The following is a 23,581-nucleotide window of genomic DNA, read 5'->3' as shown; positions in this document are numbered from 1 at the left end:
CCCTGTAAATTACAGAGGGTTATATTTTTGTATGTACGTTTTTATTGCCCGGTGGCGCTACGCTTACCGGGCCTACGGGAGAGTAGGCCGGATAAGCGTAGCGCCATCCGGCTTTACCATTCGGCTACGGAACCGTCCTCATGACGCCATAACGGGTTACGCCAGTCCGGCGCATTTTTACTCAGCTCAATGACTTTGGCTTCGTCAATTTCCACGCCAAGGCCCGGCTTCGTTAACGGTTTGAAGAAACCGCCTTCCATGTTGAAGTCTTCTTTGTTCTTCACAAAGTCGAGCAGCTCCGCGCCCTTGTTATAGTGAATGCCCATGCTCTGTTCCTGGAACACGGCGTTGCGGGAGACAAAGTCCACGTGCAGACAGGCGGCCAGCGCGATCGGCCCCAGCGGGCAGTGCGGTGCCAGCGCCACGTCGTAGGCCTCTGCCATCCCGGCAATTTTGTAGCATTCGGTGATGCCGCCCGCGTGGGAGAGATCCGGTTGCAGGATCGCAATACCGCCCGCCTCCAGCACGCGTTTGAACTCGAAGCGCGAGAACATACGTTCACCCGCCGCGATCGGAATGTGGGTCTGTTCAGCCAATTTCGGATAGTACTCGGCCTGCTCGGCCAGTACCGGCTCCTCAATAAACAGCGGACGATACTGCTCCAGCTCTTTGATCAGCACCTTCGCCATTGGCGCGCTGACGCGGCCGTGGAAGTCCAGACCAAACTCAATCTCATTGCCGAAAGCCTCGCGGATCTGCGCCACGGTATTCACCGCCCGGTCGACCGCACGCGAGTTGTCGATAATGCCCATCTCTTCACAGCCGTTGAGCTTAAAGGTGTCGAATCCGATGCCGCGCAGCTTGTTGATGCCGTCGATCACTTCCGCCGGACGGTCGCCGCCCACCCAGCTGTAGGCTTTGATTTTGTCGCGTACCAGGCCGCCCATCAGTTGCCAGACTGGGGCATTGAGCACTTTGCCTTTGATATCCCACAGCGCCTGGTCGATACCGGCGATGGCGCTCATCATGATCGGACCGCCGCGGTAGAAGCCCGCGCGGTACATCACCTGCCACAGGTCGTTAATGCGTGCCGGATCCTGGCCAATCAGGTATTCGCCCAGCTCATGCACTGCCGCCTCGACGGTGCGCGCGCGGCCTTCGATGACCGGCTCGCCCCAGCCAACCACCCCTTCGTCGGTTTCGATTTTCAGGAACATCCAACGCGGAGGTAAACGGTACGTGGTGAGTTTGGTTATTTTCATTTCACTGCCTCTCGATACGCTTTCACAAATGCCGCCGCCTGCTGCGCGGTACGTTCCACGGACTGCCCGGCGCGATAGAGATCGCTGCCCAGCCCCGCGCCGACACAGCCGGCTTTCATCCACTGGGCCAGGTTTTCTGGCGTTACGCCGCCCACGGCAAAGACCGGGACGCTGGCGGGTAAAACCGCTTTCAGCGCTTTGATGTAATCCGGGCCAAAGGCCGACGACGGGAAAATTTTGAGCGACTGCGCGCCCGCATCGAGAGCGGTAAAGGCTTCGGTCGCCGTGGCACATCCCGGGCAGACGGTCATGCCGTAGCCCACCGCGCGGCGTATCACCTCGGGATTAATATTGGGCGTGACGATCAGTTTGCAGCCCATCTTCGCCAGCCTGTCCACCTGCTCCGGCTGTAACACGGTACCCGCGCCGATCAGCGCTCTGTCGCCAAACGCATCCACAACCGCCGGAATGCTTTTCTCCCATTCAGGAGAGTTGAGCGGGATTTCCACCGCGTCGAATCCGGCGTCGATGACCGCGCCGACGTGGGCTAAAGCCTCGTCAGGAGTGATGCCGCGCAGGATCGCGATAAGGGGAAGATTAGTTTGCCACTGCATGAGCGATGCTCCTTATTCCAGCCTGAAATGCCGTGTCGCCTTCCACCGCCGCCACGTCACGGCCGATGGCGTGAAACGCCTGGCGATAACGTGAGGTCAGCGATGAACCCGCGACGAGGGTGATGGACTGCTGCCCGGCGAACTGCTCGCTCAGGGTGGCGACTTCTGCGCCAATCAGCAGGCCCGATAAAAACTCGCTGACCTGCTCGCGGGGAAGGGTTCCCAGCACGTGCGAAGCGCGAACCTCAAAAAGCTGCGGCAAAACGGCAGGGGAAGCGATCCCGCGCTCAAGCCCGGCGGCAAACGCCTCAGGGGAGGCCTCCTGCTCAGGCAAACCGGCACCCACCAGCGAATGCTTAAGCAGCAAGTGGTGCAATTCGCCGGTCATCACGGTGCGAAAATCATGGATTTGCTGAGCATCGGCCTGCACCCATTTGCAGTGCGTACCGGGCATCACGTAGACAGAAGAAGGAGAGAGCGTGCGCGCGCCGAGCAGCTGGGTCTCTTCACCGCGCATCACGTTGTGGTTATCGTCGCGGGAGACGCACAGCCCGGGAATAATCCAGACATTGTCGCCAACGGACGTTAACTGTTCACCAATGGCAGAAAAATGGGCAGGAACCGGCAGATACGGGGCAACCTTCCAGCCCACGTTGCTGCCGACCATCCCCGCCATCACCACCGGCGTAGCGCCGTCGCGCCAGTTTTGTGTCACCTCTGCTAACACCGCCTCGGGGGATTTACCGTTCAGACGCGTGACGCCTGCTTCGGATTGCCTGCTCTCCAGGCACTGTTCGCCCTGGTAGAGCCAGGCGCGCAGATTGGTCGATCCCCAGTCAATTGCGATGTAGCGAGATATCATGTGATTTCCTTCAACCTTCGTGTTGAGCTGGCGATCATGGTTAACGCCGCCTGCTCTGCCGCATCGCTGTCCTGATGCCGTATCGCATCGAACAGCGCTTTATGTTCCTGGAGCGTCTTCGGCATGTTGGCCTCATCACCCATCCAGGTTCGTTCAAATACTGCTCGCTGTAGCGAGCTGATCGCCACGCTCAACTGCTGTAACACCGGATTATGCACCGACTGCAGCACCGCTTCGTGGTAGCGGATGTCCGCCTCGTTAAAGGCGTCCCGGTCCTGGTTATTGGCGATCATGTCGTTCAGGGCCGACTCAATCTGCGCCAGGTCGCCGGAGGTTGCGCGTTCCGCCGCCCAGCGGGCGATGGCCGGCTCTACCAGGTTTCGCACCTCGCTCATCGCGCCGATTAGCCGTGGGTCGTAGTCGTTTTCCAGCACCCACTGCAGAACGTCGGTATCGAGGTAGTTCCACTGGTTACGCGGCGCGACAAAGGCGCCGCGATAACGCTTCATTTCAATCAGCCGCTTCGCCATCAGCGAGCGGAACACTTCCCGGATGATGTTGCGCGAGGTTTCAAACTCCTCACACAGCTCCGCCTCTGCGGGCAGCGGCGAGCCGGGAACGTATTTGCCACCCACAATCTGGGTGCCCAGCGTAATGACGATGCGATCGGTTTTATTGAGAGTCATGGAGAGTCCTTGTGCTCTGTATGTCCAGCCCTACTTTACCGCGACCGCTGAATTTCGCCTCAATTTTGCAGTACAAACGTGATGCTATTCGTCATTGCCGTGGTCGTAATGTAGTACAATCACATAATGTTGTACTACAATCTGGATCACAAAAAGAACAATCGGTGAAAAGAATGTTAAGGGAAGGTTCCTGCGGGGATAAAAAAACCCGCAACAGGTGCGGGTTGTAGAGCGCGGGTTTTGCCGGGCCTTAATTCAGGACAAACTTCTCAATGGCGTACGCCACGCCGTCTTCAAGGTTGGATTTGGTGACGAAGTTAGCCACCTCTTTCACCGACGGGATCGCGTTCTCCATCGCCACGCCTAAGCCAGCATATTCCAGCATCGCAATGTCGTTCTCCTGATCGCCCAGGGTCATGATCTCTTCCGGTTTGATCCCCAGCGCCTCGGCCAGCGACTTCACGCCGGTACCTTTATTGACGCGTTTATCGAGGATTTCGAGGAAGTACGGCGCACTTTTCAGCACGGTGTATTTCTCTTTCACGTCTGCCGGGATGCGGGCAATGGCTTTGTCCAGGATCTCTGGCTCATCAATCATCATCACTTTCAGGAACTGGGTGGCCGGATCCATCTTCTCCGCTTCGCAGAACACCAGCGGGATAGTGGCAACGAAGGATTCATGTACCGTGTAGTAGCTGATGTCGCGGTTGGCGGTGTAGAGCGTGTTGCGGTCGAGGGCGTGGAAGTGCGAGCCCACGTCACGGGAGAGTTGTTCCAGATAGCGGTAATCGTCATAGCTCAGTGCCGTTTGCGCCACCGTGCTGCCGTCAGCCGCTTTCTGCACCAGCGCGCCGTTATAGGTAATGCAGTAATCACCCGGTTCATTCATGTGCAGCTCTTTCAGGTAGCTGTGCACGCCTGCATAGGGACGACCGGTGGTCAGCACCACGTTCACGCCTTTCGCACGGGCTGCGGCGATGGCGTTTTTAACAGCGGGAGAGATAGTGTGGTCTGGCAGCAGCAGCGTGCCGTCCATGTCGATTGCAATGAGTTTGATAGCCATGAGATCCCCGGGATAAATGAGTGCTGCCTCATGCTAACGCGATTAAGCCCGCAAAAATAGAGCTACATTGCGCAACAAAGCACCCCCTTTTATACGGATCCCGGGGAAAGATGGCTTACGCGCGGGTCAGCACGATTTTGCCAAACGCACCACGGTCGAGGTGTTCCAGCGCCAGGTCAAGCTGGTCAAACCGATAACGATGCTCAATAACAGGTTTCAACCCGTTCACATCAACCGCGCGGACAAAATCTTCCAGCGCACGGCGGTGCCCGACGCCAATCCCCTGAATGACGGGTGATTTCAGCAACAGCTCACTGGCAGGCAATGAAATTTCACTGCCCGCCAGAACGCCAATGACCGAGATACGGCCATGGACCGCAACGGCTCGCAGGGAATGTTTAAGATTCTCTCCGCCGACGGTTTCAATAATATGGTCGATGCCGCGATCGTCCGTCAGGTCGTAAATGCCGTCAACCCAGTCGCCTTTGAGCCGGTTGATACCGTGATCGGCACCCAGCTTTTTCGCCTGCGCCAGTTTTTCATCGCTTCCCGAGGTGACAAAAACCTCTGCACCCTGCGCTTTTGCAATTTGCAACGCGAATATCGCCACCCCACCCGTGCCCTGCACCAGCACCGATTGCCCGGCACGTAAATGACCGCGCTCCACCAGCGCGAACCAAGCGGTAAGCCCTGCACAGGGTAAAGTGCTGGCCTCTGCGTCATCCAGGCTTTCCGGCGCTGCCACCAGCGCGTCTTCACTCACAATGACGTATTCGGCCAGCACCCCCTGGAAGTAACCCCCGAGCGTTTTATAGGGCAAAGTGCGTGCATCGGCTTTTGGCTTTCCGTCAATCCACTCGGGGAAGAAGGTGGAGATGACGCGAGCGCCGGGTTTGAAACGTGTGACCCCTTCACCCATACCGTCCACCACGCCCGCCATGTCAGACGCAGGCGTAAACGGGAAGGAGGGAGTAATCGGCATGTTGCCTTCAATGACCATTTTATCGCGATAGTTGAGCGCAACAGCATTCACCCGTACCCGCACTTCTCCGGGGCCTGGCTGTGGAACAGGCTCCTGCGTGAGCCTGAGATTCTCGCGCCCGAGAGCGGTCATTGACCAGCGTTGCATGTTCTCTGTCATCTTCTTTCTCCTGTCATCAGATAAGCTTCTGTAGTCACAGTCTACCGTTGACTTCAGATCGTCAGTGGCGATAACTTTTCCCACTATTGACGCCATAATGGAGACAATCCATGACCAGCACGCTAAAGGATATTCCCGTCTTTGTGGCCGCCGTTGAGGCAGGAAGTTTTGCCCAGGCGGCAGTCCGTTTGCATCTGTCGCGCTCGGCGGTGGGGAAGAGCATCGCTCGCCTTGAGGAGCGGCTGGGGGTACGTCTGTTTCAACGTACAACCCGTAGCCAAAGCCTGACCGACAACGGTGCCCTTTTTTACGAGCGCTGCCTGCGCGCGCTGGAGGAAATTCGGGGGGCAGAATCCCTGCTGGAAACGGGAAAACACCATATCAGCGGCCGCCTGCGTGTCTCCATGCCAGTGCTGTTTGGTCGCCAGTGCATTGCCCCACTGCTGATAGAGCTCACCCAGGAACATCCTGGCCTTGAGCTGGAAATGTCTTTCAGCGACCGCGTGGTGGATCTCGTGGAGGAAGGGTTTGATATGGCGGTGCGTAACGGCACGCTGTCGGACAGCGCCGTCCTGGTTGCCAGAAGGCTTGGAGAACACAGGATGGTCCTGTGCGCCGCGCCGGATTATCTGTTGAAAAAGGGCCAGCCTGAAACCCTTGCGGATTTACATCAGCATACTGCCATTAACTATCTGCGCGCGGGCAGAGTATTACCCTGGCAGCTTGCAGACAGCAAAGGAGGCGCGCCGCAGACCATCATGCCCCGGTCGTCGCTCAATATGGATGATTTGCAAGCTATCTGCGACGCTACGTTAGCCGGACATGGCATTGCATGGTTACCCTGTTGGATGGTGCGCAAAGAGATTAAGAATGGAACGCTTATCCCGCTCTTTAAACAGGCGCCGGATGTGCGTTTCGACGTTCATGCGGTCTGGCAGCAGACGCCGCATCTGCCCCTGAGGGTGAGAATTGCCATAGACATGCTGGTCAGCCGTTTACCGTCAGTAATGGCGTTGGATGCGCAAGCTGCTGTTCCTGGGCCAATAAAAAAGCCGCGCTAAATGCGCGGCTTCTGTTGCGGGGTAACGACATTAAATATCGATATTCGCCGCTTTCAGGGCGTTCTCTTCGATAAAGGCACGACGTGGTTCAACCGCATCGCCCATCAGGGTCGTGAACAGCTGGTCCGCTGCAATCGCGTCTTTTACGGTGACGCGCAGCATGCGGCGGCTTTCCGGATCCATGGTGGTTTCCCACAGCTGATCCGGGTTCATTTCGCCCAGACCTTTATAACGCTGAATGGAGAGGCCGCGACGGGACTCTTTCACCAGCCACTCCAGCGCCTGCTCGAAGCTGGCCACCGGCTGGCGGCGTTCGCCACGCTCGATGAACGCATCATCTTCGATCAGACCGCGCAGCTTCTCGCCCAGAGTACAGATACGGCGGTATTCCGCACCGGTCACAAACTCCTGATCCAGCAGGTAGTCGGTATCCACACCGTGCGTACGCACGCGGATCACCGGCTCGAACTGCTGCAGCTCGGTGTTCTCGTTGACGTCGAACTTCCACTGGCTGCCGTGCTGCTCGTTCTCGTTCAGGTCGGTCACCAGGGTATTTACCCAACGGGTCACGGCCTGCTCGCTGCTGAGGTCAGCTTCAGACAGCGTCGGCTGATAGACCAGCGCTTTCAGCAGCGTGCGCGGGAAGCGACGCTCCATGCGGCCAATCATCTTCTGGGTGGCGTTGAACTCAGACACCAGACGCTCCAGCGGTTCACCCGCCAGCGCCGGGGCGTGAGAGTTCGCGTGCAGGGTCGCACCGTCAAGGGCGATAGCGATCTGGTACTGATCCATCGCTTCGTCGTCTTTGATGTACTGTTCCTGCTTGCCTTTCTTCACTTTGTACAGCGGCGGCTGCGCAATGTAGACGTGACCACGCTCAACGATTTCAGGCATCTGACGATAGAAGAAGGTCAACAGCAGCGTACGGATGTGCGAGCCGTCGACGTCCGCATCGGTCATGATGATGATGCTGTGATAGCGCAGCTTGTCCGGGTTGTACTCGTCACGGCCAATGCCGCAGCCCAGGGCGGTGATCAGCGTCGCCACTTCCTGAGAGGAGAGCATCTTGTCGAAGCGCGCCTTCTCAACGTTAAGGATTTTACCCTTCAGCGGCAGGATCGCCTGGTTCTTACGGTTACGGCCCTGCTTCGCAGAACCGCCCGCAGAGTCCCCTTCCACGAGGTACAGTTCGGACAGCGCCGGGTCGCGTTCCTGACAGTCCGCCAGTTTGCCCGGCAGGCCTGCTAAGTCCAGCGCGCCTTTACGACGGGTCATTTCGCGGGCTTTACGCGCCGCTTCACGGGCACGTGCTGCATCGATAATTTTGCCGACCACGATTTTGGCGTCGGATGGGTTTTCCAGCAGGTATTCGCTCAGCAGCTCGTTCATCTGCTGTTCAACCGCCGATTTCACCTCTGAAGAGACCAGTTTGTCTTTGGTCTGAGAGGAGAACTTCGGATCCGGCACCTTCACGGAGACAACAGCAATCAGGCCTTCACGGGCATCGTCACCGGTGGCGCTGACTTTCGCTTTTTTGCTGTAGCCTTCTTTGTCCATGTAGGCGTTCAGGGTACGGGTCATCGCCGTACGGAAGCCGACCAGGTGCGTACCACCATCGCGCTGCGGGATGTTGTTGGTGAAGCAGTAGATGTTTTCCTGGAAACCGTCGTTCCACTGCAGCGCCACTTCCACGCCGATACCGTCTTTTTCGGTGGAGAAATAGAAGATATTCGGGTGAATTGGCGTTTTGTTCTTATTCAGGTACTCAACGAACGCTTTGATCCCGCCTTCGTAATGGAAGTGGTCTTCTTTGCCGTCGCGCTTGTCGCGCAGGCGGATAGAGACGCCGGAGTTCAGGAACGACAGCTCGCGCAGACGTTTGGCGAGGATCTCATATTCAAACTCGGTGACGTTGGTAAAGGTTTCATGGCTTGGCCAGAAACGGACCTGCGTCCCGGTCACGTCAGTGTCACCGGTAACGGCCAGCGGTGCCTGAGGCACGCCGTGCACGTAGGTTTGCTGATGCACTTTGCCTTCACGGCGGATCAGCAGCTCAAGCTTTTGCGACAGGGCGTTAACCACAGAGACGCCAACGCCGTGCAGACCGCCGGAGACTTTATAGGAGTTATCATCGAACTTACCGCCTGCGTGCAGGACGGTCATGATCACTTCCGCCGCAGAGACGCCCTCTTCCGGGTGGATACCGGTCGGGATGCCACGGCCATCATCGGTAACGGAGACGGAGTTGTCGGCGTGGATGGTCACCACGATGTCTTTACAGTGACCCGCGAGCGCTTCGTCGATAGCGTTATCCACAACCTCAAATACCATGTGGTGCAGACCGGTGCCGTCATCCGTGTCGCCGATATACATACCCGGGCGCTTACGCACCGCATCCAGCCCTTTCAGGACTTTGATACTGGAGGAGTCATAAGAATTCGACATCAACGTTTCTCGCTCATTTATTCTTGGGTTAATCCGTTATTTTACCCTTTTCCACGGTGAACATCTTCGAATTTTTGTCCGACATGTCCATTACGTGTTCAGCGCTGATGGCGCTGACGAAAACCTGCGACTGCGTGGCTTTTAAGCGGCTGGCAAGCAGCCCGCGCCGCGCGTCGTCAAGTTCCGAGGCAAAATCATCAATCAGGTACAGGCAGCGTCGCCCGCTTTCACGGGTTAAGAACTCGCCCTGCGCCAGGCGCAGGGCGCACATCAGGAGTTTGAGCTGCCCGCGTGACAAAGTATCTTCCACCGGCGCACCGTCGGCACGAATGCGGAAATCCGCCTTGTGCGGGCCGTGCGCGGTGTAGGTCAGCATGCGATCGCGCTCGAAGCTTCGCTCCAGCACCTCGGCATAGTCGGTCTCTTTCTCCCAGCCGCGCTGGAAGGAGAAGCTTAACGAAAACTCGGGTAAAAACTGTTGGCAGGTATCCGCCATGTCCTGGGCGATACCGGCGCTGTACTCGGCGCGCCAGCGGCTGATCTGCTCCGCCAGCGGGATCAGCTCTTTGTCCCACGCCCGCAGTTGGGCGTAGCGGGTCACCTGGCGCAGCGCGGCATTGCGCTGCTTGAGCAGCCGTTTAAGGTTGCTCCAGGCGGTAAAGAAGCCCGCTTCGTTATGGAAGCATCCCCAGTCGAGGAAGGCTCTTCTGTATTTGGGGCCGCCGTTGAGTAAAGTAAACCCCTCGGGGGTGATCAGCTGCATCGGCATCAGCAGCGCCAGCTCGGCGACTTTGTGCCCGTCGGTGCCGTCGATGCGCACCTTGCTGTCGCCCTGCTTGTCTTTGGTCAGGCCGATGGCGGTTTCATGATCCGCACCTTGCAAACGCCCATGCAGGATAAACGACTCCTGCTCGTGGCGAATAACACGGCCAATCTGCAAACTGCGAAACGCCCGGCCATGACCGAGCGTATAGATGGCTTCCAGCACGCTGGTTTTGCCACTGCCGTTGGCGCCAACCAGGAAATTAAAGCCGGGGGATAAAGCAAGATCCGCGCTTTCGATATTGCGAAAGTCGCGGATCAACAGGCGGGTGAGCGACATTACAGTCTCATTGGCATGACAACATAGGCTGCCGACTGTGATGCGGCATCTTCAATCTGTACGCTCGACACGGAGTCCGTCAGCAGAATACGCACGTTTTCGCACTTCAGCGCATTCAGCACATCCAGCACGTAACTGACGTTAAAGCCGATCTCCATTTCGGTGCCCGCCGCATAGGTGACATCGAGGATCTCTTCGGCCTCTTCCTGCTCCGGGTTGTTCGCCGTAATTTTCAGCTGGTTTTCGCTGACATACAGACGCACGCCGCGGAACTTCTCGTTAGAGAGGATCGCCGCACGGGCAAAAGCCTGCTTGAGGATATCGCAGCCCGCTTCCAGCGTTTTGTCTGGGTTCTTCGGCAATACGCGGCGATAGTCCGGGAAACGACCATCCACCAGCTTGGAGGTGAAGATGAAGTCACCCACGTGGGCGCGGATGTTGTTGCTGCCAATCTGCACGCGCAGCGGGGTTTCGCCGCCGTCGAGCATACGCATCAGCTCAATGACGCCTTTACGCGGTACGATCACCGAATGGTTCGGCAGGCTCACGCCAATCGGCATGGAGCAGACCGCCAGGCGGTGGCCGTCGGTGGCCACGGTACGCAGCTCTTCACCTTCGGTTTCGAACAGCATGCCGTTCAGGTAGTAACGAACGTCCTGATGCGCCATCGAGAACTGGGTGGCTTCAATCAGGCGCTTCATGGTTGCCTGCGGCAGGGTGAATTCAACTTCGCTCTGCCAGTCATCGAGGTTCGGGAAGTCGATAGCCGGGAGCGTGGAGAGCGAGAAACGGCTGCGGCCGGAGCGCACCAGCATGCGGTCGCCCTCCAGCTGCACGGCAATCTCCGCCCCTTCAGGCAGGCCACGGCAGATATCAAAGAACTTACGCGCCGGAACGGTGGTTGCGCCCGCTTCGTGAGGCTGAGAAAGCGTCACGCGTGCGACCATTTCCATCTCGAGATCGGTGCCGGTCAAAGACAGCGTGCCGTCTGCGACCTGCAGCAGCAGGTTACCGAGAATAGGCAGCGTCGGGCGGCCGCCTAAGGGGCCACTCACCTGTTGCAGCGGTTTTAATAAGTGTTCACGTTCAACGGTAAATTTCATAGCGTCACGAAGATAATGTTCTGATTAAATTGGAGAAGTCTTCTTTTATGTCGTGGCTTTCTTCACGCAGCTGCTCAATCTTACGACAGGCGTGCAGCACGGTAGTATGGTCACGGCCACCAAATGCATCGCCGATCTCCGGCAGGCTGTGGTTGGTCAGTTCCTTTGCCAGCGCCATCGCCATCTGACGCGGTCTCGCTACCGAGCGGGAACGACGTTTGGACAGCAGGTCCGCCACTTTAATTTTGTAGTACTCCGCCACCGTCTTCTGAATATTGTCGATGGTGACCAGTTTTTCCTGCAGCGCCAGCAGATCGCGCAGCGCTTCACGCACGAAATCGATGGTGATCGCCCGTCCGGTGAAGTTGGCGTTAGCGATCACGCGGTTCAGTGCGCCTTCCAGCTCACGAACGTTGGAACGCAGGCGTTTGGCAATAAAGAACGCCACCTCGCCCGGCAGACGAATGTCGTTCTCGTCGGCCTTTTTCATCAGGATCGCCACGCGGGTTTCCAGCTCTGGCGGTTCGATCGCCACGGTCAGGCCCCAGCCGAAGCGGGATTTCAGACGATCCTCGACCCCGTTGATCTCTTTCGGATAGCGATCCGACGTCAAAATGATCTGCTGATTGCCTTCCAGCAGGGCATTAAAGGTGTGGAAAAACTCTTCCTGGGATCGTTCTTTATTGGCAAAGAATTGAATGTCATCGATCAGCAGCGCATCAACGGAGCGGTAGTAGCGTTTAAACTCTTCGATCGCGTTGTTTTGCAGGGCTTTAACCATGTCCTGAACGAAGCGCTCGGAGTGCATATACACGACTTTGGCATTCGGCTTGCGTGCCATGATGCCATTGCCGACCGCATGCAGCAGGTGCGTTTTACCCAGACCGGTGCCGCCATAAAGGAACAGCGGGTTATAGGCGCCACCCGGGTTATCCGCGACCTGACGGGCCGCCGCGCGCGCCAGCTGGTTCGATTTACCTTCGACGAAGTTATCAAAGGTGTGTTTGACGTTAACGTTAGAGCGGTAGGTCGGCTCTGCCGGAGCCGGGACGTTATCCCAGCCTGAGCGCGGCGCAGGGGCGACGCGCGGCATATGAACCTGCGCGGTTTGCGCGGGTGCAGCGGCGACGTTAACGGTCTCTTTAAGGGTTTGGGTGACCGGCTTTGTGCCCACTTCGAAACGCAGCTGTGGCGCATCGGCACCGCAAAATTCGTTTAGCAGTCCATTGATGTTATTGAGGTATTTGTCCCTGACCCAATCGAGCACAAAACGGTTTGGCGCATACAAAGCCAGCGTGTTATCGCTCAGTTCCGCCTGCAACGGGCGGATCCACATACTGAATTCTGTGGCTGGTAACTCATCCTGCAATCGGGCAAGACACTGCTGCCAAAGCGAAAGTGACACGGCGGACTCCACTCGAACATAAAAAGAAAGCTATTGAATAGTCATGATTGTAGACACACGTCGAAAAGACCCGGCGTTTAAGGGGGACGTGCGAACCGCTCTTTGCGGTTTTTGTCCGACCAGGATCCTGGGATCCGATCGGGACCGCGGATCATAGCCTAAACTGAGCCAGAGATCTTCTGTTTCTCACAGTTTCTTCCCGTTTTATCCACAGGAGGATCGAAACGGGGTAAGTGTAAACGATCCTGACGGCGCGCCCCCACGATTTAGGCCGCATATTGGAAAAATTAATGAGTAAAGACGTTTTTTTGCTGAAATGATCTAACGAAGATCCTGGACGATCCTTGCGATTTGCCCTAGAGCCCGTATAATTCCCCACCCGTCGCGTGGGACTTGAACACCTGCGTCTGACGCTGCTCAATTTGCACGCTAAAAACGTGCGGAAAGACGCGGGAAATAAGGAAAGAGAATTGACTCTGGAGTGTACAATTATTACAATCCGGCCTCTTTAATCACCCATGGCTTCGGCGTCCATTGTTCGTTATTCGTTCGGACACCATAAAAAGTCATTGAATTTATTCAAGTTTAGGTAGAAATCGCCATGAAACGCACTTTTCAACCGTCTGTACTGAAGCGCAACCGTTCTCACGGCTTCCGTGCTCGTATGGCTACTAAAAATGGTCGTCAGGTTCTGGCACGTCGTCGTGCTAAAGGCCGTTCACGTCTGACCGTTTCCAAGTAATTAAGCTAACCCCTGCGTGGTTAAGCTAGCATTTCCCAGGGAGTTACGTTTGTTAACTCCCACTCATTTCACTTTCGTCTTCCAGCAGCCACAACGGGCTGGCACGCCGCAAATCACCATCCTCGGCCGCCAAAATTCGCTGGGGCATCCCCGTATCGGTCTCACTGTCGCCAAGAAAAATGTTAAGCGTGCGCATGAACGCAATCGGATTAAACGTCTGACGCGTGAAAGCTTCCGTTTACGTCAACATGAACTGCCTTCAATGGATTTCGTGGTGGTGGCTAAAAAAGGGGTTGCCGACCTCGATAACCGTGCTCTCTCGGAAGCGTTGGAAAAATTATGGCGCCGCCACTGTCGCCTGGCTCACGGGTCCTGATCGGCCTTATCCGGGTCTATCAACGCCTGATTAGTCCGCTACTCGGGCCACACTGCCGTTTCAGACCGACCTGTTCGCAATACGGAATTGAGGCATTGCGCAGGTTTGGTGTGATAAAAGGCAGTTGGTTGACGGTGAAACGCGTATTAAAATGCCACCCTTTACACCCAGGTGGAGACGATCCCGTCCCCCCAGGACCTTTTGATACCAGAGAACACTAACGATGGATTCGCAACGCAATCTTCTTATCATCGCTTTGTTGTTCGTGTCTTTCATGATCTTCCAGGCTTGGGAGCAGGATAAAAATCCTCAACCTCAGCAGCAGGTCACGCAGACAACGACCACCGCAGCGGGTAGCGCCGCCGACCAGGGCGTACCGGCCAGTGGCCAGGGTAAACTGATTACGGTTAAGACCGATGTGCTTGAGCTGACTATCAACACCCGTGGTGGTGATGTTGAGCAGGCGCAACTGGTAACTTACCCGAAAGAGCTCGGTTCTAACGAGCCGTTCCAGTTACTGGAAACCACGCCGCAGTTTATCTATCAGGCACAGAGCGGCCTGACCGGTCGTGATGGCCCGGATAACCCGGCTAATGGCGCACGTCCACTGTATAACGTCGATAAAGATGCGTTTGTACTGGCTGATGGCCAGAACGAAATCGCGATCCCGATGACTTACACCGATGCAGCGGGCAACACCTTCACCAAAACCTTCACCCTGAAACGCGGTGAATTTGCGGTGAACGTGGGCTATAACGTGCAGAACACCGGCGCGAAACCGCTGGAGCTCTCCACCTTTGGCCAGCTGAAGCAAACTATCAATCTGCCGACGCACCGTGACACCGGAAGCAACAACTTCGCGTTGCATACCTTCCGTGGCGCAGCGTACTCCACGCCAGATACCAAGTACGAGAAATACAAATTCGACACCATCGCCGACAACGAAAACCTGAACGTCAGCTCGAAAGGCGGTTGGGTGGCGATGCTGCAACAGTATTTCGCGACCGCATGGGTGCCTAATAACGCCGGTTCCAATAACTTCTACACGGCAAACCTGAACGGCGTTGCCGCTATCGGCTATAAGTCTGAGCCGGTTCTGGTTCAACCGGGTCAAACCGGTACGCTGGGCAGCACCCTGTGGGTTGGCCCGGAAATCCAGGACAAAATGGCTGCCGTCGCACCGCACCTGGATCTGACCGTAGACTACGGTTGGTTGTGGTTCATCTCTCAGCCGCTGTTCAAACTGCTGAAGTTCATCCACAGCTTCCTGGGTAACTGGGGCTTCTCCATCATCGTTATCACCTTTATCGTTCGTGGCATCATGTACCCGCTGACCAAAGCGCAGTACACCTCCATGGCGAAGATGCGTATGCTGCAGCCGAAGATTGCGGCGATGCGTGAGCGTCTGGGCGATGACAAACAGCGTCAGAGCCAGGAGATGATGGCCCTGTATAAAGCCGAGAAAGTGAACCCACTGGGTGGCTGCTTCCCGCTGCTGATCCAGATGCCAATCTTCCTTGCGCTGTACTACATGCTGATGGGCTCCGTTGAGCTGCGCCATGCGCCGTTCGCTCTGTGGATCCATGACCTGTCCGCACAGGACCCGTACTACATCCTGCCGATCCTGATGGGCGTGACGATGTTCTTCATCCAGAAGATGTCGCCAACCACCGTGACCGACCCGATGCAGCAGAAGATCATGACCTTTATGCCGGTCATCTTCACCGTGTTCTTCCTGTGGTTCCCGTCAGGTCTGGTGCTGTACTATATCGTCAGCAACCTCGTAACCATCCTTCAGCAGCAGCTGATCTACCGTGGTCTGGAAAAACGTGGCCTGCATAGCCGCGAGAAGAAAAATTCCTGATTCTGAGTAGGCCGGGTAAGCGAAGCGCCACCCGGCAAATGGAACATAAATTAAAGGGCGGTCTATGGACCGCCTTTTTTATTGTATTAAGAAGAGACAAACCATGAGCCAGAACGACACTATCGTCGCCCAGGCAACCCCACCGGGACGCGGTGGTGTGGGCATTCTGCGTATCTCCGGCCTGAAGGCGCGCGAGGTAGCTGAAGCGGTGCTGGGTAAACTGCCAAAGCCGCGCTACGCCGACTATCTGCCGTTTAAAGATAAAGACGGCACGGCGCTGGACCAGGGCATCGCGCTGTGGTTCCCGGGCCCGAACTCCTTTACCGGTGAAGACGTGCTCGAACTGCAGGGCCACGGCGGGCCGGTGATCCTCGACCTGCTGCTGAAACGCATTCTGACCCTGCCGGGCCTGCGCATTGCCAGGCCGGGTGAGTTCTCCGAACGTGCCTTCCTCAACGATAAGCTGGATCTGGCCCAGGCCGAGGCGATTGCCGATCTGATCGATGCCAGCTCCGAACAGGCCGCACGCTCGGCCCTCAACTCGCTGCAGGGGGCCTTCTCTGCCCGCGTAAACCACCTCGTGGAAGCACTTACTCACCTGCGGATCTACGTGGAAGCGGCCATTGATTTCCCGGATGAGGAGATTGATTTCCTCTCCGATGGCAAAATCGAAGCCCAGCTTAACGGCGTGATGGCCGATCTCGACGCGGTGCGCGCCGAAGCGCGTCAGGGTAGCCTGCTGCGCGAAGGGATGAAGGTGGTGATTGCCGGACGTCCGAACGCCGGGAAATCGAGCCTGCTGAACGCCCTGGCGGGCCGTGAAGCGGCGATTGTCACCGACATAGCCGGTACCACCCGCGACGTGCTGCGGGAGCATATTCATATCGACGGTATGCCGCTGCATATCATCGACACCGCCGGCCTGCGCGACGCCAGCGACGAAGTGGAGCGCATCGGTATCGAGCGCGCCTGGCAGGAGATCGAGCAGGCTGACCGGGTGCTGTTTATGGTCGATGGTACCACCACCGCAGCGATCGACCCGGCGGAGATCTGGCCGGACTTTATCGCCCGTCTGCCGGCGAAACTGCCGATCACCGTGGTGCGTAACAAAGCCGACGTCACCGGTGAAAGCCTGGGGTTGAGCGATGTGAATGGTCACTCACTGATCCGCCTGTCGGCGCGTACCGGCGAGGGCGTGGATGCGCTGCGCAACCATCTGAAGCAGAGCATGGGCTTTGATACGAGTATGGAGGGAGGCTTCCTTGCCCGTCGTCGCCATCTGCAGGCGCTGGAACAGGCGGCCATGCATCTGGATCAGGGCAAAGCGCAGCTGCTGGGTGCCTGGGCCGGAGAACTGCTGGCGGAAGAGCTGCGTCTGGCGCAGCAGGCGTTAAGCGAGATCACCGGGGAGTTTACCTCTGATGACCTGCTGGGGCGCATCTTCTCGAGCTTCTGCATCGGAAAATAAACCCGTTTCAGCCCTGTGCTAAAAGCCGCATAACATCCCTGTTATTGCGGCTTTTTCGTTTTCTATATTCCGTAAATAAATACCAAATATGCGTGTTATATTCTCTGTGATTACAATCACAATTAATATCTCTGCACATAGACAAATATTCTCATTCGAATAGTGTAGTAGCGTGGCTAATGAGGATAAATCAATGACGATTATCTTAAATACATATCTCACTTCTAAGTGGTTCAATATTGACAATCAAATTGTCAATCACCATCCGTAACCTCCCTTCGTCTCTCTTTCTCTATGCAACCTGAATAGATTAACACTCTATTTATCCGGTATGCCTGAAATCATTGCGCCCATAAAGCGGCAATCGTGCCTCTGCACGCCTCTGTCGGTGGAATATATTATCCCGACTGCGTAGCAATATGGCGGAATCAGGTATGCCTGAATTAATGGTTATTAAAAATAGCCAACCGCACCGCTGCGATAAAAACAGGAATTATATAATGGAAAACTTCAAACATTTACCAGAGCCATTTCGCATCAGAGTTATTGAGCCGGTTAAGCGCACCACAAGGGAGCATCGCGACAACGCGATCGTTAAATCGGGGATGAACCCTTTCCTGCTGGATAGCGAAGACGTATTTATTGATTTACTGACCGACAGCGGCACCGGCGCGGTTACGCAAAACATGCAGGCCGCCATGCTGCGCGGTGACGAAGCCTATAGCGGAAGCCGCAGTTATTACGCGCTGTCCGATGCCGTTAAGAGCATTTTCGGTTACCAGTACACTATCCCAACCCATCAGGGGCGCGGCGCTGAGCAGATTTATATCCCGGTGCTTATTAAAAAGCGCGAGCAGGAGAAAGGCTTAGATCGCACGAAAATGGTCGCCTTTTCTAACTACTTTTTTGATACCACCCAGGGGCATAGCCAGATCAATGGCTGTACCGTGCGCAACGTCTATATCAAGGAAGCTTTTGATACCGGCATCCGCTACGATTTTAAAGGCAACTTTGACCTGCAGGGACTGGAAAACGGCATCGAGGAAGTGGGGCCGAACAACGTCCCTTATATCGTTGCCACCATCACCAGCAACTCCGCCGGTGGACAGCCGGTGTCGCTGGCGAACCTGAAGGCGATGTACGCGATTGCCAGAAAATACGACATCCCGGTGGTCATGGACTCCGCGCGCTTCGCAGAAAACGCTTACTTTATTCAAAAACGTGAAGCGGAATATAAAGACTGGACGATCGCGGAAATTACCCGCGAAACGTACAAGTACGCGGATATGCTGGCCATGTCGGCTAAAAAAGATGCCATGGTGCCCATGGGCGGCCTGCTGTGCATTAAGAATGACGACTATTTCGACGTCTATACCGAGTGCAGAACGTTGTGCGTCGTTCAGGAAGGCTTCCCGACCTACGGCGGCCTGGAAGGCGGTGCCATGGAGCGTCTGGCTGTTGGCCTGCATGACGGTATGGGCCAGGACTGGCTGGCATACCGTATTAATCAGGTGCAGTACCTGGTCGACGGTCTGGAAGCCATCGGCGTGGTGTGCCAGCAGGCGGGCGGCCATGCTGCCTTTGTGGATGCCGGTAAGCTCTTACCGCATATTCCCGCAGAACAGTTCCCGGCGCAGGCGCTGGCCTGTGAACTCTATAAAGTGGCAGGTATTCGCGCAGTGGAAATTGGTTCGTTCTTATTGGGCCGCGATCCGAAAACCGGTAAGCAGTTACCCTGCCCGGCAGAGCTGCTGCGTTTAACCATTCCGCGTGCCACCTATACGCAATCGCATATGGATTTCATCGTCGAAGCCTTTAAGCACGTTAAAGAAAATGCGATGAACATTAAAGGGTTAACTTTCACCTACGAACCTAAAGTATTACGTCACTTCACCGCCAAACTGAAAGAAGTTTAACCTTCTGTCCCCGGGTGGCTAAATAACGTTAGCCACCCGCAAAATAAATAATTCAACAACGTCAGGCTTGCCACATTGATGGGGGCACCATGGATAACGCATTAGAATTAGAGACTAAACACTCCTCGGTCTGGGGTGTCATGGTTATAGCAGGTACCGTTATTGGCGGGGGGATGTTTGCTTTACCCGTGGATCTGGCAGGGGCATGGTTTTTTTGGGGCGCGTTTATATTAATTATTGCCTGGTTCTCAATGCTTCACTCCGGGCTGTTATTGTTAGAAGCAAATTTAAATTATCCCGTCGGCTCAAGTTTTAATACGATTACAAAAGATCTGATTGGCAATAAGTGGAATATCGTTAGCGGCTTCACGGTTGCCTTTGTGCTTTATATCCTGACGTATGCCTATATCTCCGCTAACGGCGCCATCATCAGTGAAACCATCGCCATGAATCAGGGGACGCATGTTAATCCCCGGATAGTGGGTGTCTGTACGGCGCTCTTCGTGGCGGGCGTTTTGTGGTTTAGTTCGCTGGCGGCCAGCCGCATTACCTCGTTGTTTTTAGGTATTAAGATCATCGCCTTTATCGTGGTGTTTGGCTCTTTCTTCTTTCAGGTCGATTATTCAATCTTAAGAGACATCAACGTTACATCGACCAGCAATACCACCTACTTCCCCTATATCTTTATGGCCCTGCCCGTCTGCCTGGCGTCGTTCGGTTTTCATGGCAACATTCCCAGCCTGATCATCTGCTACGGTAAGCGCAAAGATAAACTGATCAAAAGCATTGTCTATGGCTCGCTGCTGGCCCTTTTTATCTATCTGTTCTGGCTCTATTGCACCATGGGAAACATTACCCGCGACAGTTTCAGTGAGATCATCTCGTCCGGGGGTAATGTCGATTCGCTGGTGAAATCCTTCCTCGGCACCCGGCAGCATGGGGTCATCGAATTTTGCTTACTGGTTTTCTCCAATTTAGCGGTGGCCAGCTCGTTCTTTGGGGTGACATTAGGTCTGTTCGATTATCTTGCCGACCTCTTTAAGCTCGACAATTCACCGTCCGGTCGTCTGAAAACGATTATGCTGACCTTCCTGCCGCCCACCCTGCTCTACCTGATCTTCCCGAACGGGTTTATCTACGGCATTGGCGGGGCGGGATTGTGCGCAACCATATGGGCGGTGATTGTCCCGGCAATCCTCGCGCTGAAAGCGAGACAGAAATTCCCGAATAAAACCTTCACCGTCTGGGGCGGTAGGGTGGTCCCCTCGCTGGTGATCCTGTTTGGGGTCGTGGTCATCGTTTGCTGGTTCGGGAATACCTTCCATTTCTTACCGCGCTTTGGCTAAATCCGCTCATTAAAAGGTGATTTCCTCTGAGGAAATCACCTTTGTCCAAATGGCAACTCGCCACGCTCTCTTTCTCCCCCTATGCTTCTTGCCTGACTTTATGGGGGTGTTATGGCTCGTTTTCTGTTTTGTAGTTTTGCGCTGGTGCTGCTTTATCCATCGGGCATTGATATGTATCTGGTGGGGTTGCCGCACATCGCCCGCGATCTGGGTGCCAGCGAAGCGCAGCTGCATATCGCGTTTTCGGCCTACCTCGCGGGAATGGCATCGTCAATGGTGTTTGCCGGGAAGATTGCCGATAAAGCCGGGCGGCAACCGGTCGCCATTACCGGGGCGGTGATTTTTGCCCTGGCCTCCGTGCTGTGTTCACTGGCCCAGGAGAGTTCGCTGTTCCTGACCGGACGCTTTATCCAGGGCGTCGGCGCAGGCGGCTGCTACGTGGTGGCCTTTGCCATTTTGCGCGATACCTTAAGCACCCAGCGTCGTGCCAAAGTGCTCTCCATGATGAACGGCATCACCTGTATTATCCCGGTGCTGGCGCCGGTGGTGGGTTATCTGATTATGCTGCATTTCCCGTGGCAGAGCCTGTTCTGGACGATGGCAGCGATGGGGATGCTGGTCTTTATCCTGTCGATCGCGGTCCTGAAAGAGACCCATCCCGGGGCGCAAAACCGCCGGCATACCGCATCCATCCCGCCGGACGAGAAGCTGCTCAACCGCTTCTTCATCAGCCGCCTGCTGGTCACCACCCTGAGCGTGGCGGTGATCCTTACCTATGTAAACGTTTCCCCGGTGTTGCTGATGGAAGTGATGGGCTTCGATCGCGGGGAATATTCTATGGTGATGGCCTCAACCGCGCTGGTCAGTATGGCGGTTTCGTTCTCGACGCCGTTTGCGCTGAACCTCTTCCGCCAGCGCACCTTGATGCTGACGTCCCAGGCGCTGTTTCTGGCTGCGGGCGTGATTCTGGCGACCGCCAGTTCCCATGCCCTGATGCTGACGGGCATTACGTTGATTTGCGCCGGGTTCTCGGTGGGCTTTGGCGTGGCGATGAGCCAGGCTCTCGGTCCGTTCTCACTGCGCGCAGGCGTAGCCAGCTCGGTGCTGGGCATCGCTCAGGTCTGTGGTTCGTCGCTATGGATTTGGCTGGCTGCCGTCATCGGTCTGAATGCACTGAATATGCTGATCGGGGTGCTGATTGGCTGTAGCATACTGTGCATTATCTTACTTATGGTTATCCGGCCCGCAGCGCATCATGAAGAAGCCCCTCAGCAATCTCGATCTTAACCTGTTGCTGTGCCTGCAGCTTTTGCTGCAGGAACGCAGCGTCACCAAAGCCGCGAAACGGATGAACGTCACCCCGTCCGCGGTGAGTAAGTCGCTGGCGAAACTGCGCGACTGGTTTGACGATCCGCTGTTTGTGAAGACCCCGCTGGGGCTGCTGCCGACGCCGCTGACAACCAGTCTGGAGCAGGATCTGGCCGACTGGATGCAGATTGGCAACCAGATACTCGATAAATTCCACCATGACTCCCCCGGCGGCCTGACGTTTGAGCTGGCGGCGGAAACGCCGCTGATGCTGATCCGCTTTAACGCCCTGCTGGAACAGGTAAACCAGCGTTACCCGCAGGCCACGGTGAAGATGCGTCACTGGGATTATGATTCGCTGGACGCCATTACCCGCGGGGAGGTCGAGCTTGGCTTTACCGGGCGCGAAACGCATCCCCGCTCCCGGGAATTGTTAAAGCTGATGCCGTGGTTTATCGACTACGAAATTCTGTTCAGCGACCGCCCGTGCGTCTATCTGCGGGAAGATCATCCCGCGCTGCAGGAGGAGTGGAACCTCGAGACCTTTTTGCGCTACCCGCATATCAGCATCTTCTGGGAGCGCAGCGACACCTGGGCGCTGGATGACGTGCTGACTGAGATGGGGCTGAGGCGCAATATCGCCATGAGCCTGCCAGGCTTTGAGCAGTCGATGTTTATGGCGGCGCAGCCGGGCCATAACTACATTGCCACCGCCCCGCACTACTGCCATCACTATAATCAGCTCCACCAGCGGAAGCTGATCACCCTGCCGATCCCCATTGATGAGGCCCAGGCCCAGAAGCTCACCGTGCCCTTCACCCTGATCTGGCATAAGCGTAACAGCCACAACCCCAAAATCCTCTGGCTGCGAGAGACCATCAAGGCGTTGTACGGCCCGCCGCTGCGCTAGCAACCCTTTTTCCGCCTAAAAAAATGTAAAGTTCCGCCGCAAAACTTCCCTTACCTCCATTTAGCCATTAAAACAGTAAGCGAGTTAAGCGATAATCATGTAACCGTTTAACCTGACGACTAACCATTATCATGGAGTGAAAAATGGCTACGCATTTTGCAAGAGGGACGCTAACCGAGGGGCAGCTGGCTTCAACCAGACTCTCATCCTCCTGTTATAACGAAGCATGGAAGCACCCTGAACACCGCCGTACACGGTTCCTGGCATCCCGGGCGCTACTGGCTGAACTCTTGTTTATGCTTTACGGCACCAGCGAGCTGCCGGAAGTGATAACCGAACCTGAGGGTCGTCCTGTGTTTGCCGATCCGGAGCTGCCGCGTTTTTCCATTGCCTACGCCGGCAATATCGTGGGCCTGGCGCTGACCACAGAAGGCGATTGCGGTCTGGATATGGAGCTGCAGCGGGCACCTCGCAGCCCGGATGGATCGCACGCCCATGATACCTACCCGCTCTCCAGCAACGAGAACCTGTGGGTGCGTAACCAGAACGACCCACAGGAAGCCAGAGCGCAGCTGATTACCCTGCGTCAGAGCATCCGTAAGCTTTCAGGCGACGCCAGCGACTGCGCCAGCCTGCTGCAACTGTTACCGGGTTCCGGCCGCCTGCGGGCCACGAGAGCCGCACAGGTAGAAGCCTTAAGCGACGCCGAAGATGTCCTGATCTGGTCTATCGCCGTTACCCCGGCCATTGAACGGCTAAAAATTTGGGAGTTCGACAGCCGCCTCGGATGGCACAGCCTGCCGGACGTCCCCGCCCGCGCGAACGAGCCGGCCGCACGCCTGATGCGTCTGACCAGTTTACCGGCAGAAAAAGCGATTATCCTCACCTGACCTTTCAAGAAGGAGTT

Annotated in this window: 22 protein-coding genes and 1 pseudogene; 13 read left to right on the top strand and 10 right to left on the bottom strand. The window is 56.2% G+C overall.

Annotated elements, in window-relative coordinates; genetic code table 11:
* Positions 1 to 113: 113 nt before the first annotated feature.
* From dgoD to V7Q49_RS13095, 6 genes are all read right to left on the bottom strand, one after another.
* Positions 114 to 1,262 carry a galactonate dehydratase gene (gene dgoD / locus V7Q49_RS13120; RefSeq protein ID WP_103793431.1) on the bottom strand — a complete coding sequence of 383 codons (1,149 nt, stop codon included), beginning with the start codon at positions 1,260 to 1,262 and terminating at the stop codon, positions 114 to 116.
* Entirely contained in the window at positions 1,259 to 1,876 is a 618-nt protein-coding gene (locus V7Q49_RS13115; protein ID WP_333852546.1) for a 2-dehydro-3-deoxy-6-phosphogalactonate aldolase, read from the bottom strand. The genes dgoD and V7Q49_RS13115 overlap by 4 nt, the downstream gene beginning before the upstream one ends.
* Complete coding sequence (locus tag V7Q49_RS13110; RefSeq protein WP_333852544.1) at positions 1,860 to 2,738, bottom strand: 2-dehydro-3-deoxygalactonokinase; 879 nt, start codon at positions 2,736 to 2,738, stop codon at positions 1,860 to 1,862. Before V7Q49_RS13110 ends, V7Q49_RS13115 begins: the two co-directional genes overlap by 17 nt.
* The gene (dgoR, locus tag V7Q49_RS13105) at positions 2,735 to 3,424 is read right to left on the bottom strand and encodes a D-galactonate utilization transcriptional regulator DgoR (RefSeq protein WP_064324218.1); all 690 of its coding nucleotides are present in this window, start codon (positions 3,422 to 3,424) and stop codon (positions 2,735 to 2,737) included. Before dgoR ends, V7Q49_RS13110 begins: the two co-directional genes overlap by 4 nt.
* 250 nt (positions 3,425 to 3,674) lie before the next feature.
* Positions 3,675 to 4,487 carry a sugar-phosphatase gene (gene yidA / locus V7Q49_RS13100; RefSeq protein WP_333852541.1) on the bottom strand — a complete coding sequence of 271 codons (813 nt, stop codon included), beginning with the start codon at positions 4,485 to 4,487 and terminating at the stop codon, positions 3,675 to 3,677.
* 115 nt (positions 4,488 to 4,602) lie between these two features.
* Positions 4,603 to 5,628: a zinc-dependent alcohol dehydrogenase family protein gene (locus V7Q49_RS13095; RefSeq protein WP_333852539.1), complete on the bottom strand. Its 1,026-nt coding sequence runs from the start codon at positions 5,626 to 5,628 to the stop codon at positions 4,603 to 4,605.
* Between the two features lie 110 nt (positions 5,629 to 5,738).
* On the opposite strand from V7Q49_RS13095, the gene V7Q49_RS13090 reads away from it, so the two are divergent.
* Positions 5,739 to 6,689 carry a LysR family transcriptional regulator gene (locus V7Q49_RS13090; protein WP_333852537.1) on the top strand — a complete coding sequence of 317 codons (951 nt, stop codon included), beginning with the start codon at positions 5,739 to 5,741 and terminating at the stop codon, positions 6,687 to 6,689.
* A gap of 30 nt (positions 6,690 to 6,719) precedes the next feature.
* Here V7Q49_RS13090 and gyrB read toward each other — a convergent pair whose 3' ends face one another.
* The 4 genes from gyrB to dnaA are packed head-to-tail and all read right to left on the bottom strand — an operon-like array spanning position 6,720 to position 12,744.
* On the bottom strand, positions 6,720 to 9,134 hold the full coding sequence (gyrB, locus tag V7Q49_RS13085) for a DNA topoisomerase (ATP-hydrolyzing) subunit B (RefSeq protein WP_333852535.1): 2,415 nt from the start codon (positions 9,132 to 9,134) through the stop codon (positions 6,720 to 6,722).
* Positions 9,135 to 9,162: 28 nt separating this feature from the next.
* The gene (gene recF, locus V7Q49_RS13080; protein WP_333852533.1) at positions 9,163 to 10,236 is read right to left on the bottom strand and encodes a DNA replication/repair protein RecF; all 1,074 of its coding nucleotides are present in this window, start codon (positions 10,234 to 10,236) and stop codon (positions 9,163 to 9,165) included.
* Entirely contained in the window at positions 10,236 to 11,339 is a 1,104-nt protein-coding gene (gene dnaN, locus V7Q49_RS13075; protein ID WP_032615539.1) for a DNA polymerase III subunit beta, read from the bottom strand. The genes recF and dnaN overlap by 1 nt, the downstream gene beginning before the upstream one ends.
* A 4-nt stretch (positions 11,340 to 11,343) precedes the next feature.
* A complete protein-coding gene (dnaA, locus tag V7Q49_RS13070) occupies positions 11,344 to 12,744 on the bottom strand; it encodes a chromosomal replication initiator protein DnaA (RefSeq protein WP_333852531.1) in 1,401 nt (466 codons plus the stop codon).
* Between the two features lie 320 nt (positions 12,745 to 13,064).
* Here dnaA and V7Q49_RS23550 point away from each other — a divergent pair.
* The 12 genes and pseudogenes from V7Q49_RS23550 to V7Q49_RS13020 form a co-directional block, all read left to right on the top strand.
* Positions 13,065 to 13,115 (top strand): annotated as a pseudogene (locus V7Q49_RS23550) (hypothetical protein); the annotation flags it as partial.
* Positions 13,116 to 13,345: 230 nt separating this feature from the next.
* Entirely contained in the window at positions 13,346 to 13,486 is a 141-nt protein-coding gene (gene rpmH / locus V7Q49_RS13065) for a 50S ribosomal protein L34 (RefSeq protein WP_003849659.1), read from the top strand.
* Positions 13,487 to 13,502: 16 nt separating this feature from the next.
* Complete coding sequence (gene rnpA / locus V7Q49_RS13060) at positions 13,503 to 13,862, top strand: ribonuclease P protein component (RefSeq protein ID WP_014072458.1); 360 nt, start codon at positions 13,503 to 13,505, stop codon at positions 13,860 to 13,862.
* Positions 13,826 to 14,083 (top strand): membrane protein insertion efficiency factor YidD, encoded by a 258-nt coding sequence (gene yidD, locus V7Q49_RS13055; RefSeq protein ID WP_072036746.1) that lies wholly within the window; start codon positions 13,826 to 13,828, stop codon positions 14,081 to 14,083. The genes rnpA and yidD overlap by 37 nt, the downstream gene beginning before the upstream one ends.
* Positions 14,084 to 14,085: 2 nt before the next feature.
* A complete protein-coding gene (gene yidC, locus V7Q49_RS13050) occupies positions 14,086 to 15,726 on the top strand; it encodes a membrane protein insertase YidC (RefSeq protein WP_333852491.1) in 1,641 nt (546 codons plus the stop codon).
* 103 nt (positions 15,727 to 15,829) lie between these two features.
* On the top strand, positions 15,830 to 17,194 hold the full coding sequence (gene mnmE / locus V7Q49_RS13045) for a tRNA uridine-5-carboxymethylaminomethyl(34) synthesis GTPase MnmE (protein ID WP_333852489.1): 1,365 nt from the start codon (positions 15,830 to 15,832) through the stop codon (positions 17,192 to 17,194).
* Between the two features lie 193 nt (positions 17,195 to 17,387).
* The gene (gene tnaC / locus V7Q49_RS23545) at positions 17,388 to 17,465 is read left to right on the top strand and encodes a tryptophanase leader peptide (protein WP_106995624.1); all 78 of its coding nucleotides are present in this window, start codon (positions 17,388 to 17,390) and stop codon (positions 17,463 to 17,465) included.
* Positions 17,466 to 17,694: 229 nt separating this feature from the next.
* Positions 17,695 to 19,110 carry a tryptophanase gene (gene tnaA, locus V7Q49_RS13040; protein WP_333852487.1) on the top strand — a complete coding sequence of 472 codons (1,416 nt, stop codon included), beginning with the start codon at positions 17,695 to 17,697 and terminating at the stop codon, positions 19,108 to 19,110.
* Positions 19,111 to 19,199: 89 nt separating this feature from the next.
* Complete coding sequence (gene tnaB / locus V7Q49_RS13035; protein ID WP_333852485.1) at positions 19,200 to 20,456, top strand: low affinity tryptophan permease TnaB; 1,257 nt, start codon at positions 19,200 to 19,202, stop codon at positions 20,454 to 20,456.
* Between the two features lie 111 nt (positions 20,457 to 20,567).
* The gene (locus V7Q49_RS13030; protein WP_333852484.1) at positions 20,568 to 21,743 is read left to right on the top strand and encodes an MFS transporter; all 1,176 of its coding nucleotides are present in this window, start codon (positions 20,568 to 20,570) and stop codon (positions 21,741 to 21,743) included.
* A complete protein-coding gene (gene yidZ, locus V7Q49_RS13025; protein ID WP_333852482.1) occupies positions 21,712 to 22,674 on the top strand; it encodes an HTH-type transcriptional regulator YidZ in 963 nt (320 codons plus the stop codon). The genes V7Q49_RS13030 and yidZ overlap by 32 nt, the downstream gene beginning before the upstream one ends.
* 143 nt (positions 22,675 to 22,817) lie before the next feature.
* Positions 22,818 to 23,564: a 4'-phosphopantetheinyl transferase family protein gene (locus tag V7Q49_RS13020; protein WP_333852480.1), complete on the top strand. Its 747-nt coding sequence runs from the start codon at positions 22,818 to 22,820 to the stop codon at positions 23,562 to 23,564.
* Positions 23,565 to 23,581: the final 17 nt, after the last annotated feature.

Origin of the sequence: Leclercia sp., from assembly GCF_036780805.1 — a bacterium.
Classification (GTDB): domain Bacteria; phylum Pseudomonadota; class Gammaproteobacteria; order Enterobacterales; family Enterobacteriaceae; genus Enterobacter.
Note: the sequence above shows the minus strand (reverse complement) of the source record. Positions and strands in the feature narration are given on the sequence as shown.

Coding starts and splice junctions, on each gene's coding strand:
- dgoD (WP_103793431.1), bottom strand. CDS start 1,262: ATGAAAATAACCAAACTCACCACGTACCGTTTACCTCCGCGTTGGATG.
- V7Q49_RS13115 (WP_333852546.1), bottom strand. CDS start 1,876: ATGCAGTGGCAAACTAATCTTCCCCTTATCGCGATCCTGCGCGGCATC.
- V7Q49_RS13110 (WP_333852544.1), bottom strand. CDS start 2,738: ATGATATCTCGCTACATCGCAATTGACTGGGGATCGACCAATCTGCGC.
- dgoR (WP_064324218.1), bottom strand. CDS start 3,424: ATGACTCTCAATAAAACCGATCGCATCGTCATTACGCTGGGCACCCAG.
- yidA (WP_333852541.1), bottom strand. CDS start 4,487: ATGGCTATCAAACTCATTGCAATCGACATGGACGGCACGCTGCTGCTG.
- V7Q49_RS13095 (WP_333852539.1), bottom strand. CDS start 5,628: ATGACAGAGAACATGCAACGCTGGTCAATGACCGCTCTCGGGCGCGAG.
- V7Q49_RS13090 (WP_333852537.1), top strand. CDS start 5,739: ATGACCAGCACGCTAAAGGATATTCCCGTCTTTGTGGCCGCCGTTGAG.
- gyrB (WP_333852535.1), bottom strand. CDS start 9,134: ATGTCGAATTCTTATGACTCCTCCAGTATCAAAGTCCTGAAAGGGCTG.
- recF (WP_333852533.1), bottom strand. CDS start 10,236: ATGTCGCTCACCCGCCTGTTGATCCGCGACTTTCGCAATATCGAAAGC.
- dnaN (WP_032615539.1), bottom strand. CDS start 11,339: ATGAAATTTACCGTTGAACGTGAACACTTATTAAAACCGCTGCAACAG.
- rpmH (WP_003849659.1), top strand. CDS start 13,346: ATGAAACGCACTTTTCAACCGTCTGTACTGAAGCGCAACCGTTCTCAC.
- yidD (WP_072036746.1), top strand. CDS start 13,826: ATGGCGCCGCCACTGTCGCCTGGCTCACGGGTCCTGATCGGCCTTATC.
- yidC (WP_333852491.1), top strand. CDS start 14,086: ATGGATTCGCAACGCAATCTTCTTATCATCGCTTTGTTGTTCGTGTCT.
- mnmE (WP_333852489.1), top strand. CDS start 15,830: ATGAGCCAGAACGACACTATCGTCGCCCAGGCAACCCCACCGGGACGC.
- tnaC (WP_106995624.1), top strand. CDS start 17,388: ATGACGATTATCTTAAATACATATCTCACTTCTAAGTGGTTCAATATT.
- tnaA (WP_333852487.1), top strand. CDS start 17,695: ATGGAAAACTTCAAACATTTACCAGAGCCATTTCGCATCAGAGTTATT.
- tnaB (WP_333852485.1), top strand. CDS start 19,200: ATGGATAACGCATTAGAATTAGAGACTAAACACTCCTCGGTCTGGGGT.
- V7Q49_RS13030 (WP_333852484.1), top strand. CDS start 20,568: ATGGCTCGTTTTCTGTTTTGTAGTTTTGCGCTGGTGCTGCTTTATCCA.
- yidZ (WP_333852482.1), top strand. CDS start 21,712: ATGAAGAAGCCCCTCAGCAATCTCGATCTTAACCTGTTGCTGTGCCTG.
- V7Q49_RS13020 (WP_333852480.1), top strand. CDS start 22,818: ATGGCTACGCATTTTGCAAGAGGGACGCTAACCGAGGGGCAGCTGGCT.